The organism is Streptomyces sp. NPDC054834 (genome assembly GCF_053611185.1).
Genome location: NZ_JBSGZV010000003.1, coordinates 194,638 through 207,162 on the forward strand (window position 1 = coordinate 194,638; position 12,525 = coordinate 207,162).

Here is a 12,525-nt window from a genome sequence, read left to right on the forward strand (position 1 = left end):
ACCTCGGAGGGATCACATGGCGGTTTCTCTCACCAGAACCAGAACCGCGGTCGCCGCGCTCTGCTCAGGCCTGGTGGCCGCACTCTTCACGACCGTGCCCGCGCACGCCGAGCAGCACGAGCGATCGTGGTCGGTGTCCGAGGCGGCACACGCACCCCGCGCACGGATCGCCCTGGACGACACCACCGGCACCCTGAGCCTCACGGTCTCCCGTGACGGCCGTACGGTCGTCGAGCCGTCACCCGTCGGTATCGTCACCGAACACGCCGACCTGTCACAGGGGTTGCACTTCCTGCACCGCAAGGACCGCACGGTGAAGGAGCGTTACCGGACGAAGTCCGGAAAACGGCTGGACCGCAGGGTACGGATGAACGAGACCCGGCTCTCCTTCGCCGGCGCCGGCGCCCGCCTCGACCTCGTCGTCCGCGCCTCCGCCGACGGCATCGCCTACCGCTACGTCCTTCCCGCCGGGTACGGCGACGTCCTCGGCGAGACCTCCGCGTTCAACCTGCCGCCGGACGCGAGCGCGTGGCTCGGCACCTACCGGGTCGACAACGAGGGCCGGTTCGACCAGTACACCGCCGCGACCGCCCCCACCGGCGAGTACTCCGACCAGGCGCTCTTCTCCACCGCGGGCGGCTACACCCTGCTCGCCGAGTCCGATCTCACCGGCGCCTACTCGGGCGCCCGGCTCGCCCACGACCAGGGCACCGGCACCTACCGGATCAAACTCGCCGACGACCGGGTCCACACCGGCGGCCCCCTCGCCACCCCCTGGCGGGCCATGGTCACCGGCGACCTGGCCACCGTCACCCGCTCCACCTTCACCGACGACCTCGCCCCCGCCACCAAGGTCGCCGACATCTCCTGGATCCGGCCCGGCACCGTGCTGTGGACCTGGCTCGCCGGCGGCCGCACGGCCGGTCAGAGCCTCGCCGCGCAGAAGGCATACGTCGACTACGCCGCCGAGCGGCACTGGCCGTACGAGGCCGTCGACGCGGGCTGGTACTTCAAGACCGACGCGTGGGACACCACCGACCCGAACTGGCAGACCGACAGCTGGCTGCCCCAACTCGTGGACTACGCGCGTGCCAAGGGGGTCGGGATCATCGTCTGGATCCACCAGCGCGACCTCGACACGCCGGGGGAACGCGCCCAGTGGCTGCCGACCCTGGAGCGGTGGGGCGTCAAGGGGGTCAAGATCGACTTCATGAACTCCGAGGCGCAGCCCATGCTCCAGTGGTACGACACCATCCTCCCGGAGACCGCCGCCCACCACCTCATGGTCGACTTCCACGGCTCCACGATCCCCAAGGGCATCCAGCGCACCTGGCCGCAGGTCATGACCATGGAGGGCGTCGGCGGCGAGGAGAAGCGGACCAACACCACCGCCCACCTGACCACCCTGCCCTTCACCCGCAACGTCATCGGCTCCATGGACTTCACCCCCGGCGGCTTCCAGCGCGTCGGCCAGCGCCCCGACTCCGACGCGGCCGAGGTCGGGCTCACCGTCGCCTACGAGTCGGGCCTCCAGATGTTCGCGGGCACCCCCGAGTCGTACGACGCCCGGCCGCTCGCCCGGGCCTTCCTCGACCAGGTCCCCGCCGCCTGGGACGACACCCGGCTGCTCGCCGGGCATCCCGGGCAGGAGGCCGTGCTCGCCCGCCGCGGCGGCGACCGCTGGTTCCTGGGCGGGGTGTACTCCGGCGCCGCCCGCACGGCCGAGGTACCGCTGTCCATCGGCCCCGGACGTTGGCTGGTGGAGACGATCCGGGACGGCGCCGACGGTCTCGTCCAGGACCGCCGGATACTGCGCGGCGGCGACACGCTCGCCGTCGACATCACGGCCGACGGCGGCTTCGCCTCGATCGCCTGCCGCTGGCACCCGGGCGTCACCACCTGCTACGGCCCCGGGGAACAATGGAACAGCGGTTGGCGCTAAGGGCTGATCCTGCCGTCTAGGGTCCGGCCGTGCCGGCGGAATTCCTGACTGATGAGCAGGCCGAGGCGTACGGGAAGTTCGCCGAAAAGCCGACGAGGCCCGAGCTGGACGATCAGAACCGGCTCGGGTTCGCGCTCCAGATGTGCACGGTGCGCTACGCCGGGCTGTTCCTGGTTGTTCGGGCAACGCCAGGACCCTGTACTTGTAGAACGGCCTCTCATCCATGTGAGGGGCCGTTCTGGTGTCACAGTCGGCGAATGACGCGGCGTCAGGGCGCGTATCGGGTCGTGATCAAGGAGTATCGCAGCTTCCGGGGCCAGTGCCCGTCGGAGGTGCGGGGCCCGGCGATCTGCGGCTGCGCCGTGTGGACGCGAGTGACCCGAGGCGTTGCCGTAGGCAGGCAGCGGCGGGGTCCGAGGGCCCCGGCCGCGTGCCCGCCGGGATGGTGTGTCAGAGCACAGCGAGCCGGTCCACCAGCAGTTCCACCCTCTGCTCGGTGTCCTCCGGCGGCAGCCGTCCCGCCCGGGTCAGGGTCGCGAGTCCGTGCAGGGACGCCCAGAACACCTCGGTGAACATCCCCGGGTCGACGCCGTCCCCGGCGACCTCTCCCAGGCTCTCCATCAGCGCGGCGAAGGCGTCCTTCAGCGGCTCCGGGGTGTCCTCCTGCGCGTACGCCAGGCCGCCGTCGAGCTGGAACAAGGCGTCGTAGACCGCCGGGTTGCGCTCGGCGAAGTCGAGGTAGGCACGGGCGAGGGCGGCGACCCGCTCGCGCGGGCTGTTCGCGGCGGACGCCGCGGCCCGCACCGCCACGGCCATCTCGGCGGCGCCCTCGAGGGCGACGGCGCCGATGATCTCGCGCTTGCCGCGGAAGTGGCTGTAGAGGACGGGCTGGCTGTATTCGATGCGCTCGGCGAGCCGGCGCGTGGTGACCGCGTCCCAGCCCTGCTGCTCGGCGAGTTCGCGGGCCGTGGCCACGATGAGGCGCTCGCGGCCCGCCCGTTCGCGCTGCTTGCGTTCCTGTACCGACATGACTCGATCCTAGCACTGCTAGACAATCGAGCGACAGCAGTGCTAGCGTCGCCTCATCATCTAGCAGTGCTAGATTCCTGGAGGGGGCATCATGCTCAACGCGCTCGAGGTCGTCACCACCGTGGGCGTCGGCGTGATGGTGGGGGTGGAGTTCTCCGTCGCCTTCGTCATCAACCCGATCTTCAACGCACTCCCCGAGGACAGTGGCCAACTCGGCCGCGCCCACGGGGGTCGGATGCTCGGCGCCGTGATGCCAATCTGGTACATCACCTCGCTCATCCTCGTCGCGGTCTGGGCTGTCGCGGGATGGCACCACCACGGCACCGGCCTCGTCGTCACCGCCGGCGCGCTGCTGATCCTCAGCGTGATCATGTCGATCCTGCTGCTCGTCCCGATCAACAACCGGGGCAAGACGTGGACCCCTGACAACCGGCCCGCCGACTGGAAGGAGCAGATGAACCGCTGGGACCGCTTCCACTACGTCCGCGTCGCCGTCATCATCGCCGCCTTCGCCCTGCTGGTCGCCGCCCTCGCCTAATACCGAAGCCGCCCCGACATGCACTGGTTCGCCCCTGTATGGCGACAGCCTTCACCCCGTCGGGGTGAACCCGACAGGACTTCGGATTTCTGACCCCGCGGGCCGACGCCGCGCGGGTGGCGCACAACCTGATCAGGCCCCACACGACTCAGCAAGCTCCACGAAGCTCACCAAGCCGGCGAAGACTCGCAAGGAGAAGAACGATGTCGCTGAAGAAGATCAACACCGTCCTGGCCGCCGCCTTCATCCTCTTCATCCTCTGGTTCGGGATGGAGTTCATCCTGAGCCCGGAGACGACGGCGCCGGGCTTCGGCCTGCCGAGCTGGCCGTCCGGCGACGGCGGCGGCTTCCTGATCATCAAGGGAATCCGCGATGTCGTCTTGGCCCTGGTCCTGGGCATCCTGCTGGTGACGGGCCACCGCCGGGCGCTGGGCTGGGTGCTGCTGGTGGAGCCCCTCGCCGCGTACGGCGACATGGCCACCGTGCTGGCCCACCACGGCTCCGTGGCCACCGCGCTCGGCGTCCACGGCCTGACCGCGACACTGATGGTGGTCAACGGCCTGCTGATAATGCGCGAGACCCGCAAGGTCGCGGCCGCTCCGGCAACGCCCGCCCCGCAGCCCGCCTGACGCCACCTTGGCGCGTGTCGGTATTCGCCTGTCAGCGCCCGCCGGGAAAGGCGAGGTGCACGATTTTCTTCCAGTGGGCGGCGGCCTGGTCCCGTTTCTCCGGGATGGCGCAGCGCGGCCCCCTGCCCCGGTTGACAGCATCCACGGTCATGACGGTCCCTCAAGACGCTTCCCCGAGCGACGCGGACGACGTCGAGCGCCACCCCTGCCCGCGCTGCCGGGCCGAACCCGGCTCGCCGTGCCGCTCGCGCTCCGGCGCGGTCGCCGGCACCTACCACACCGGCCGCTTCACCAAGGTGCCCCGGCTCGCCAAGCTCCTGCGCGTGCCGACGCCCGCCGACCGCGGACCCGGCCGGCCGTGGCGACCCGGCACCCCGGTCCCGCTCGCCCTCGCGCCGGACAGCCCGACCGCCGACATCCGCATCGGGTACGCGAGGTGCTCGACGCTCATCCAGGAACTCCAGTCCCAGCTCGACGCGGCGGCCAGCAAGGGCAAGCACGGCGGCCGGCCGCCCGTCATCACCGAAGACATGTTGCACACCGTGCTCCGGCGCCGGGCGAACGGCGAGTCGGTCGAGCAGATCCAGCCCGACCTGATCATCCCGACCGGCAAGCGCAAGGGCCTGGCCCCCAGCGTCGCGAGCATCTACCGCGCGCTCGCCGAGCACGAGAAGCAGGAGGCGTATCCCGAAGCTGTCGCGGCGGCCCGCGCCGACTTCGCCGACCTCCAGGACGTCGACGACATCCCCGCCCCCGCCGAGTCCGCATCCGGCGGCCGGACGATCCGCTCACCCCAGAGGAGGCTCACAGAGACCGAGCAGCCAACAAGATCAATCGCTTGGCGCCAACCGCTGTTCCGTTATTCCCCGGGGCCGCCGCTGACAGCCCGCTGCCAGGGCTCAGTGGACGGAGAACCCGCCGTCGACGAAGACCGCCTGGCCGGTGACGTAGGCGGAGGCGCGGCTCGCCAGGAACACCGCCGCCCCCGCGAAGTCCTCGGCCAGGCCGTTGCGCCCGACCAGCGTGCGTGCGGCGAGCGCCGCCACCTTCTCGGGGTCGGAGGACAGACGTGTGTTGAGCGGTGTCATGACGAAGCCCGGCACCAGCGTGTTGCAGGTGACCCCGTACGGCGACCATGCCTCGGCCTGCGAACGGGCCAGCGACTCGAGCGCGCCCTTGGAGACGCCGTAGGCGCCGCTCTGTACGAACGCCCGGTGCGCCTGCTGGGAGGTGATGTGGATGATCCGTCCGTAGCCGCGTTCGGCCATACCGGGTCCGAAGCGCTGGCCCAGCAGGTGGGGCGCCTCCAGATTCACCGCCATGGTGGTGTCCCACACGTCCTCGCCCAGCTCGCCCATCGGGGGCCGCAGATTCACCCCGGCCGAATTGACGAGGATGTCGGGCTCCCCGAATGCCCCGGCCGCCTCCTCGGCCGCCGCGCGCACGCCGTCGCGAGTGCTCAGATCGGCGCTCACCCAGGCAGCCCGGCAGCCGTCGGCCTCCAACTCGCCGACGGTCGCGGCCAGCTCGGCCTCCTTGCGCGCCACGACCACCACGCTCGCCCCCGCCCGCGCGAGGGCCCCGGCGATGGCCCGTCCGATGCCGGAACTGCCACCGGTCACCACGGCGACCCGGTCTTCCAGCGAGAACAGTTCGGACAGATAAGCCTTCGAGGTCATGATCGCACCCTAGGCGGCGCGGCCACGGCGACGACAGCCGGGGGCGAGGTCAGGCACCCGCCTCGCGCACGTCCCCCTGTGTCTCGTGCCCGCCCTCGCGCAGCCCCCGGGCGGCCCGCTCCGCCACCGGTGCCAGTCTTTCCGCCGCGCTGTCCACGATCTCCAGGTCGGCCTTGGTGTGGGCGATCGCCGCGTCGATGAGGAGGGCCACCAGGGGGTCGTCCAGGCGGGAGCGGCGCAGCCGGGTGAGGCCGGCGAGTTCGGAGACGTACTTCTGGCGCTGCGCCGCCACGAGGGTGTCCAGCGCCTCGGGGCCCCGCCGGTGCGCACCCAGGCGGTCGTCGCCCACTCGCGCAGTTCCTCCTGCCCGGCCAGGGTGAGGGTGCAGCGGGTCTTGTCGGGGCGGTCCGACTGTGTCACGTGGGAGCGGGTGACGTAGCCGTCGCGGACCAGGCGGTCCAGGATCTGGTACAGGTGACCGATGGCCACCGGCTGGACGAAACGCGAACTCGCCCGCCTCACCTTCTACGCGGGCCTCGGCCTCGCCCTCGGCCGGCGCGTACTCGACGGTCGCCTCACCGCCCTGACCGGCGCCGCGCTCCTGGCCGTCCTGGCCGCGATCGCCCTGGTCTGCGGCGCCCTGGCCCCACCGATCCGCGCACTGTCCCCTATCGCGCCGGCTCAACTGCTGGCGGCGGAATGAGAAGACCGCCCTCCCCCGGGGTCAGTGATAGGCGTGCACGACGGCATGGCCCCTGCCGCGGCCGATCATCCACCGGTTGACCGGAGTGGTCAGCACGAACGCCAGGGCGAGGGAGAGGACGAGCGAGACCCAGAAGAGGACGTCGGTGAGCCCGGCATCCATGGCTCCGGGCACACCCACCATGACGGTGTTGTCGATCAGTTCCATCACCGCGATGGACACCGTGTCCGCGGCGAGCGCGACCTTGAGCGCCCGCCGGACGGGCAACCCGGCACGCAGCACACCGCGCATGGTCAGCGCGTAGCCGAAGACGAAGGCCAGTGCGACGGAGACCACGACGGTGGCCGCGTTGTGCAGGCCGGCGGCGGTTCCGACGACCATGCCCAGGACTTCGCCGATGGCACATCCGGTCAGGCAGTGCAACGTCGCCTGCGCGGCCGTCCGCCAGGAGCTGTGCGTGCCGTGTTCCATCGTGGACTCCTCATGTCGGATGAGCTCTCCACCACGGCCAACCGTATACCCCTAGGGGGTATTCCGCCCTCAAGTGAAACGGCGAGGACCCCCCGAAGAACCGCAACGAGCGCCGTCGGCTTCTGTCGGGGTCCGGGGAACCGTCGTCGCGGTAAACGGTGGAGGGTGCGAGGACCCTGCCGTTGTGCTCGACGCACGGCAGGACAGCCAAGGCCACAGGGGCTTCGGGTGGGCAGCCGGTCCAAGCGCGGGAGTTTGGTTCCGATCTGTTCAGCCTCGCCGTGCTCGTCATGGAGACGCTCACCGGCGGGCGTCCGCCGTTCGACGTCACCGAAGTACCGGCCCCGCCGGAACTGCTCGCCTCGCCCAGGGGCATCGCGCTCGCCGCCCTGTGCCTCGGCTATCTCGGTGCGCTGCCGGCCTCGCGGAGGGAGGTGGCCTTCCGTGTGTGCCAGCATCTGCCGCTGAGCCTGCGCGGCCCCGTCCCGCCCTGGGTGGCGGAACTCGTCGGGGAGGAGGGGACGCGCCCTGAACGGCTGGCCCTGCCGCGCCGCTGCCGGAGGGTCTACGTCGGCTCTCCGCTGTACACGGGCTTCCGCCTGAACCGTGGAACGAGGGGGACAGCGGACAGCGGACAACGGACAACGCCATGGGGCCCGGATCGCGCGATCCGGGCCCCATGGACGCGCAGACGCTGCCGTCAGTGCGTGGCGTTGAGGCTCCCGCCCGCCGTAAGGCCCTCGGGCGAGGCAACGGCCAGAACGTCGGCGCAGAGGTCCGCGATCGGCGTCTCGATGTGGAGGCCGCCGGAGCCGCCGGCCGCCAGGCCGCCGGAGACGCGGTCCAGGTCGGCTTCGGACATCTGGGCCGTCTCCACCCGGGAGGCATGGTTCATGACGCGCTGTTCCCTTCGCATAGGCACTTTTCCATGGCGTAGTCCGCTCGCTCGATCCCCGACAGCAAAAGCCTTCAGGCGAGAGCCGGTACCGGCGACCTGCGCCACGCGAAGGATCAAAGCACGCCCGTCAGGCGACGGCCAGCCGCCCACGACGTGCACAGGCCCCATCGCGAAAGCAACCTTCACCGGCGTGACGACCCGGTGACCGAGGACGCCCACTCCTTCACAGGGCCCCCTGCCCCGGAGCACGCGCGGCCATGGCCCTCGGTCCGCGGCGGACACTCGGACACACGAATCCTCGGGCTGCGGAACCGCCGTGACCACGGTTCAGGGGCGGTGTGCAGATTCAGCGGATTTCCAGCAACCATGCGGCTTCACCCGGACGGATCAGTGCAGCAATACCGGGCGTCGGCCCAGCAGGCGATCTTGGCCTGGCTGCCGCAGGATGGTGCCGGTTGCCCGCCCACCCTGTTCCCCGAGGGAGCCTCGTATGGCAGTGATGACGGAGGAGCTCGTACCGGCGCTGGAGGATGCGCGCCAGGCTCACGCCGCGGTCCTCGACCGGCTCCGGGCCGATGCGACGGTCACGCCGGCGGGCCCTCACCGGGAGACGCTCGAACGACAGGCCGCCGAGGTCCAGGTCGGTGTACAGCGCATCCAGCGTCAGGTGCGCGATCTGCAACCGCACGGGCTCGTGGGCGCGGCGGCGAGTATGACGCGCTACGTCTCGCACGGCGCGGTGCGCACCGCGATGCTGCCGCTGAACATCGGGGCGGCGGCCGTCAAGGGCATGCTGCCCGGCAGGCGCCCCGCCGACGCACGACGGCTGCTGCGGAACGCGGAGAGCGAGTACTCGGCTGCCGCGCGGGCGCTGGCGACGTGCCGGGCCGGAGAGGTGCTCGCCGAGCACGTGGACGACGAGACGACCGCCCGGTTGCTCGCGTCGCTGCGGCGTCAGGACGAGGAACTGCTGCTGGAACTGGAGGAGAGCCTCGCCGAGCACGCCCGTGCCGTGGCGGAGTCCGCCGCCGGCTTCGGGCCGGGCGCGAGTGGCGACGGCGGTCTGGCCGACGCGGCGGTCCGGACGGTGCGGACCGCCATCGTCCAGGCCGGTGACGTGCTGCACAGTGGCGTCCGCAAGGCCAGGGGTGTCGCCGAGGGCGCGGTGCGGCAGAGGTCCCGGCCCAGCCCCAGTCCCGAGGAGGTCCTGGGCGCGGTGCGGAGCGAGGAGGACCTGCCGATCCACGGGTTCAGCCAGCTCAGCACGGATCAGATCCATCGGCGGCTGGGCACGCTGTCCCAGTCGGACCTGACGCTGATCGAAGCCTACGAGCGTACGCACGCCCGCCGGAAGGGAGTCCTGGACGCCATCGAGCAGCTGCGCGGCGAGCAGCCGTGGGCCGGCTACGACACCATGGACCCCGACGAGATCACCATGCGGATGCGCGACGTTCCGGTCGACCAGGCCCGTCGGGTACAGGAATACGAGCAGCGCCACCGCCGGCGCCAGGAGGTCGTGTCCGCCGCCGAGGAACGCATGCGTGGCTGACGTCGGCGGCTGATGTCAGCGGCCGCGGTCGCGCCCGGCCCGGATCGTCCGGCGGTCCCGGCGTCGGACAGCCTTCTTGGCCCCATGACTGATGCTACTCGTCGGTACCCCGTCATGGATCAGACGGTCCCCCTGAGGTAGGGTCACCCCCCGGCCCTCAACCATTCACCGGTGACGGGCCGTTGCGGGGAGCGTCGGAGGGCTGCAAGCACGATGGAATCGCACCTGGTCGACGGAGGACCGACGGAGCTCGGTGGCGCACGCCTGGAGGACCTCGACCCGCAGCCGTTGCTGACGCGGGACTACGAGACGCGCCCGGCGCTGGTGTACGAGCGGTTGCGCGAGCGGCACGGGCCGGTCGCACCCGTCGATCTGCTGGGCGTGCCGGCGTGGCTGGTGCTCGGCTACCGCGAGGCGCTCCAGGTGCTTCAGGACGACCAGGGCTGGCCGAAGGGGCTGGAGAACTGGCGGGCCCGCACGGAGGGCCGGGTGCCCGCGGACTGGCCGCTGGCCCCTTCCCTGGAGGTCAACCACGTCCTCATCCAGGGCGGTTCCGGCTACCGCACGCTGCGCACTGCGTGGGACGCGGCCCTGCGGCCGTTCCAGGACCCGCGCCGGCCGCAGGCCAAGCGGCTCCGCGCGGCCGTCACGTCTTACGCCGACGAGCTCATCACCCTGCTCGGCCAGGGCGGCGGCACCGGCCACGCCGACCTGTCGGCACAGTTCTCACGGCCCCTGCCGCTGATGGCGGCGAGTCATCTCCTCGGCTTCCCCGGCGCCCAGGGTGATGACGCGCTGATGGACATGTGGCGGGTCCTGGATGCCGGCCCGGACGCGGAACCCGCCCTCGGGCGACTCCTGGAGACGCTCGCCGAACTCGCCGCCGCCAAGATCCGCGAGCCGGGCGACGACTTCCCCTCCCTCCTGCTGGCCGCCCATCCCGACCTGTCCGTCGACGAACTGGCCCGCGAGCTGTTCATGCTGCTCGGCATGACCTCCGACCACGTCGGAATCCTCATCTCCAACACCGTCGTCGAGGTGATCTCCGGCGAGGTCGACGGCGGCGTACGGACCGTGCTGTCCGCCGGGATGGTGCGGGAGACGATGAACCGGGTGGTCATGCGCAAGCCGCCGCTGGTCAACTTCGTGCCGCGGTTCGCGGCCCAGGACACCCGGCTCGGCGAGTACACCGTCCGCGCCGGTGACCCGGTCTGGGTCTCCTCCTCCGCCGCCCACGCCGACCCGCTCTTCGCCGGCCAGATGACCCCGGGCTCCACGATCAGCAGCCGGGCGCACCTGTCCTGGGGCGCGGGCCCGCGCCAGTGCCCGGCCCGCGAGCTGGCCTCCACGATCGCCGCGGCGGGCGTGAGCCGCCTGTTCGAGCGCTTCGCCCACCTGGAACTCGCCCTCCCCGTCGACCAACTCCCGTGGCGGTCCTCCCCGTTCATGCGGGGCCTGCGCTCCCTGCCCGTCCGGTACGAACTCGCCGCCCCCACGGTGTCCCCCGCGTCGCGGACACCGGACGCCGAGGACGCCGGTGACACCGAGGCGGTCGAACCGGCCGGGACGCCCGTCCCGGACCAGGCCGCCAAGCGGCGGTCGTCGCTGTGGCGGTACCTGACGGGGCTGATCCGCACGGGCGGCTGACCGTCCGGAGCGACCGGCCGCCGGCGGGCGCGGTCTTTGATCACTGGGGGGCAGGATGACTGATCAGTATGAAGACGCGCTCATGGCGTTGTCGTGGAACGGGGCTGCCCCGAGCAGTGTGCTGCTGCGGCTCCTGAAACACGGCGACCGGTACGTCAGGAGGAATGTCACCCAGCGCAAGGATCTGCCGCCGGAGGTGGTCGAGGCGATCCTGGCGGACCCCGACCCGGAACTGCGGGTCGATTTCGCCGACAGCTGGAACGCCGATCCCGCCCAGCGCGCCCGGCTCGTCGATGACCCGGTCCGGAAGGTCAGCCTTGCGCTCGCCATGGGCCCTTCGCCGTACCGGGTCCGGGTGGAACCGATGCCCGACTGGGCGTACGAGCGGCTGCTCACTCATCCGGATGAGCGCATCCGCCATGAGGCCGCGGTCGCGCCCGCCACACCCGCCCACGTCCTGGCCGGCCTGGCGGACCATGCGGACCGTGTCTTCCGCCGGGCGTCCTGCCGAGCGTGGGACCAGTTCCCCGAATCCGTGCGACAGGCGCTGCTCCAGGACGAGGATGTGGGCGTACGGCAGGCTGCCGCACTGCGCGTCTGCCACGAGGACGCGGACCGGACCGCATGGCTCGTGGAGAATCTCGGCGACTCCTGGCGGGTGGCCGACGTGCTGCGAACCGGGCGGCTCGGCCGGGACCTCGCCGAGCGTCTCGTCGCCGCGGACGAACGCCCGTCGGCCGTCGCCGCCAACCCCAGCCTTCCCGCGGACCTGGTCCGGCGGCTGGCCGTCCACCCGGATCCGCACGTACGGCTGGTGGTGTCCGCCCGGGCGGAACTGACCGAGCGGGAACGTGCGGCCATCGACTACACCGTGGAGCCCGAAGCACGCCTGCACCCCCTGGAATGGGTGTGGAACGCCCGCGAGGACGCCGACGTCCTGCGGCGGTGCGCGACCTCGGCACACCTCTGGCTGCGGCGCAGCGCCGCCGTGTGTCCCGGACTGCCGCCGGACATGGTGGAACTGCTGGCGCGGGACGAGGACTTCGCCGTGCGGCTGCTGCTGTGCGAGTTCCATCCCGAACCGCCGCCGGAGCTGCTGCTCGACCTGTACCTCAACGGCGGTCACCGTGCCGTGATGATGCTCATCGCCAACCCTCGGTTTCCCTCGGCGGGGCTGGCGGCCCGCTTCGCCGACTCCGCGGATCCCGAACGTCGTCGGCTGGTGCTGCGCGATCCCGCGCTGACTCCGGAATTCCTGGACCGGCTCAGCCGCGAGCCGGAGACGATGGGGCCGGCCGCCCGGGATCCGCGGCTCCCCCTGGCGCGGCTGCGTGAACTGCTGGCCGGTCCGGACCCGGTCGGTGCCGCCGCCGGCAATCCCGGCCTCCCTGTCGAGGACATGCACCGGCTCCTCGACAGGGCGGGGGTACCCGCGTAGAC

At 71.5% G+C, this 12,525-nt stretch carries 12 protein-coding genes and 1 pseudogene; 7 read left to right on the top strand and 6 right to left on the bottom strand.

The annotated features are described in order from the left end of the window. Nucleotides 1-16: 16 nt before the first annotated feature. A complete protein-coding gene (locus tag ACWGJM_RS05840; RefSeq protein ID WP_453410416.1) occupies nucleotides 17-1,942 on the top strand; it encodes a glycoside hydrolase family 97 catalytic domain-containing protein in 1,926 nt (641 codons plus the stop codon). Between the two features lie 450 nt (nucleotides 1,943-2,392). Here ACWGJM_RS05840 and ACWGJM_RS05845 read toward each other — a convergent pair whose 3' ends face one another. Further along, nucleotides 2,393-2,971 carry a TetR/AcrR family transcriptional regulator gene (locus ACWGJM_RS05845; protein ID WP_453410417.1) on the bottom strand — a complete coding sequence of 193 codons (579 nt, stop codon included), beginning with the start codon at nucleotides 2,969-2,971 and terminating at the stop codon, nucleotides 2,393-2,395. A gap of 91 nt (nucleotides 2,972-3,062) precedes the next feature. Between ACWGJM_RS05845 and ACWGJM_RS05850 the strand changes: the two genes are divergently transcribed. Then, nucleotides 3,063-3,509, top strand: a complete 447-nt coding sequence (locus ACWGJM_RS05850) for an anthrone oxygenase family protein (protein ID WP_453410418.1) — start codon at nucleotides 3,063-3,065, stop codon at nucleotides 3,507-3,509. 203 nt (nucleotides 3,510-3,712) lie between these two features. Further along, a complete protein-coding gene (locus ACWGJM_RS05855) occupies nucleotides 3,713-4,138 on the top strand; it encodes a DUF4267 domain-containing protein (RefSeq protein WP_453410419.1) in 426 nt (141 codons plus the stop codon). An 899-nt stretch (nucleotides 4,139-5,037) separates the two neighbouring features. On the opposite strand, the gene ACWGJM_RS05860 is transcribed toward ACWGJM_RS05855, so the two are convergent. The 3 genes and pseudogenes from ACWGJM_RS05860 to ACWGJM_RS05870 form a co-directional block, all read right to left on the bottom strand. Beyond that, the gene (locus ACWGJM_RS05860; RefSeq protein ID WP_453410420.1) at nucleotides 5,038-5,817 is read right to left on the bottom strand and encodes an SDR family NAD(P)-dependent oxidoreductase; all 780 of its coding nucleotides are present in this window, start codon (nucleotides 5,815-5,817) and stop codon (nucleotides 5,038-5,040) included. Between the two features lie 49 nt (nucleotides 5,818-5,866). Continuing rightward, on the bottom strand, nucleotides 5,867-6,166 hold the full coding sequence (locus ACWGJM_RS05865) for a hypothetical protein (RefSeq protein WP_453410670.1): 300 nt from the start codon (nucleotides 6,164-6,166) through the stop codon (nucleotides 5,867-5,869). 59 nt (nucleotides 6,167-6,225) lie between these two features. Further along, nucleotides 6,226-6,339, bottom strand: a pseudogene (locus ACWGJM_RS05870) (hypothetical protein); the annotation flags it as partial. Here ACWGJM_RS05870 and ACWGJM_RS05875 point away from each other — a divergent pair. Beyond that, complete coding sequence (locus tag ACWGJM_RS05875) at nucleotides 6,299-6,520, top strand: hypothetical protein (protein WP_453410421.1); 222 nt, start codon at nucleotides 6,299-6,301, stop codon at nucleotides 6,518-6,520. The pseudogene ACWGJM_RS05870 and the gene ACWGJM_RS05875 overlap by 41 nt on opposite strands. 21 nt (nucleotides 6,521-6,541) lie before the next feature. On the opposite strand, the gene ACWGJM_RS05880 is transcribed toward ACWGJM_RS05875, so the two are convergent. Together ACWGJM_RS05880 and ACWGJM_RS05885 are read right to left on the bottom strand one after the other, a co-directional pair. After that, nucleotides 6,542-6,991, bottom strand: coding sequence for a DUF4396 domain-containing protein (locus ACWGJM_RS05880; RefSeq protein WP_453410422.1), 450 nt, complete (start codon nucleotides 6,989-6,991; stop codon nucleotides 6,542-6,544). Between the two features lie 700 nt (nucleotides 6,992-7,691). Continuing rightward, the gene (locus ACWGJM_RS05885; RefSeq protein ID WP_453410423.1) at nucleotides 7,692-7,886 is read right to left on the bottom strand and encodes a hypothetical protein; all 195 of its coding nucleotides are present in this window, start codon (nucleotides 7,884-7,886) and stop codon (nucleotides 7,692-7,694) included. A gap of 493 nt (nucleotides 7,887-8,379) precedes the next feature. Between ACWGJM_RS05885 and ACWGJM_RS05890 the strand changes: the two genes are divergently transcribed. The 3 genes from ACWGJM_RS05890 to ACWGJM_RS05900 all read left to right on the top strand — a co-directional run bounded on the left by ACWGJM_RS05890 (nucleotide 8,380) and on the right by ACWGJM_RS05900 (nucleotide 12,523). Beyond that, nucleotides 8,380-9,438 (top strand): hypothetical protein, encoded by a 1,059-nt coding sequence (locus ACWGJM_RS05890; RefSeq protein WP_453410424.1) that lies wholly within the window; start codon nucleotides 8,380-8,382, stop codon nucleotides 9,436-9,438. 213 nt (nucleotides 9,439-9,651) lie between these two features. Then, entirely contained in the window at nucleotides 9,652-11,085 is a 1,434-nt protein-coding gene (locus ACWGJM_RS05895) for a cytochrome P450 (RefSeq protein ID WP_453410425.1), read from the top strand. Nucleotides 11,086-11,140: 55 nt separating this feature from the next. Further along, on the top strand, nucleotides 11,141-12,523 hold the full coding sequence (locus ACWGJM_RS05900; RefSeq protein WP_453410426.1) for a hypothetical protein: 1,383 nt from the start codon (nucleotides 11,141-11,143) through the stop codon (nucleotides 12,521-12,523). Nucleotides 12,524-12,525: the final 2 nt, after the last annotated feature.

Excerpts from the sequence above, each read along its gene's own strand:
- ACWGJM_RS05840 (WP_453410416.1), top strand. The coding sequence starts at position 17 with ATGGCGGTTTCTCTCACCAGAACCAGAACCGCGGTCGCCGCGCTCTGC.
- ACWGJM_RS05845 (WP_453410417.1), bottom strand. The coding sequence starts at position 2,971 with ATGTCGGTACAGGAACGCAAGCAGCGCGAACGGGCGGGCCGCGAGCGC.
- ACWGJM_RS05850 (WP_453410418.1), top strand. The coding sequence starts at position 3,063 with ATGCTCAACGCGCTCGAGGTCGTCACCACCGTGGGCGTCGGCGTGATG.
- ACWGJM_RS05855 (WP_453410419.1), top strand. The coding sequence starts at position 3,713 with ATGTCGCTGAAGAAGATCAACACCGTCCTGGCCGCCGCCTTCATCCTC.
- ACWGJM_RS05860 (WP_453410420.1), bottom strand. The coding sequence starts at position 5,817 with ATGACCTCGAAGGCTTATCTGTCCGAACTGTTCTCGCTGGAAGACCGG.
- ACWGJM_RS05875 (WP_453410421.1), top strand. The coding sequence starts at position 6,299 with ATGGCCACCGGCTGGACGAAACGCGAACTCGCCCGCCTCACCTTCTAC.
- ACWGJM_RS05880 (WP_453410422.1), bottom strand. The coding sequence starts at position 6,991 with ATGGAACACGGCACGCACAGCTCCTGGCGGACGGCCGCGCAGGCGACG.
- ACWGJM_RS05885 (WP_453410423.1), bottom strand. The coding sequence starts at position 7,886 with ATGAACCATGCCTCCCGGGTGGAGACGGCCCAGATGTCCGAAGCCGAC.
- ACWGJM_RS05890 (WP_453410424.1), top strand. The coding sequence starts at position 8,380 with ATGGCAGTGATGACGGAGGAGCTCGTACCGGCGCTGGAGGATGCGCGC.
- ACWGJM_RS05895 (WP_453410425.1), top strand. The coding sequence starts at position 9,652 with ATGGAATCGCACCTGGTCGACGGAGGACCGACGGAGCTCGGTGGCGCA.
- ACWGJM_RS05900 (WP_453410426.1), top strand. The coding sequence starts at position 11,141 with ATGACTGATCAGTATGAAGACGCGCTCATGGCGTTGTCGTGGAACGGG.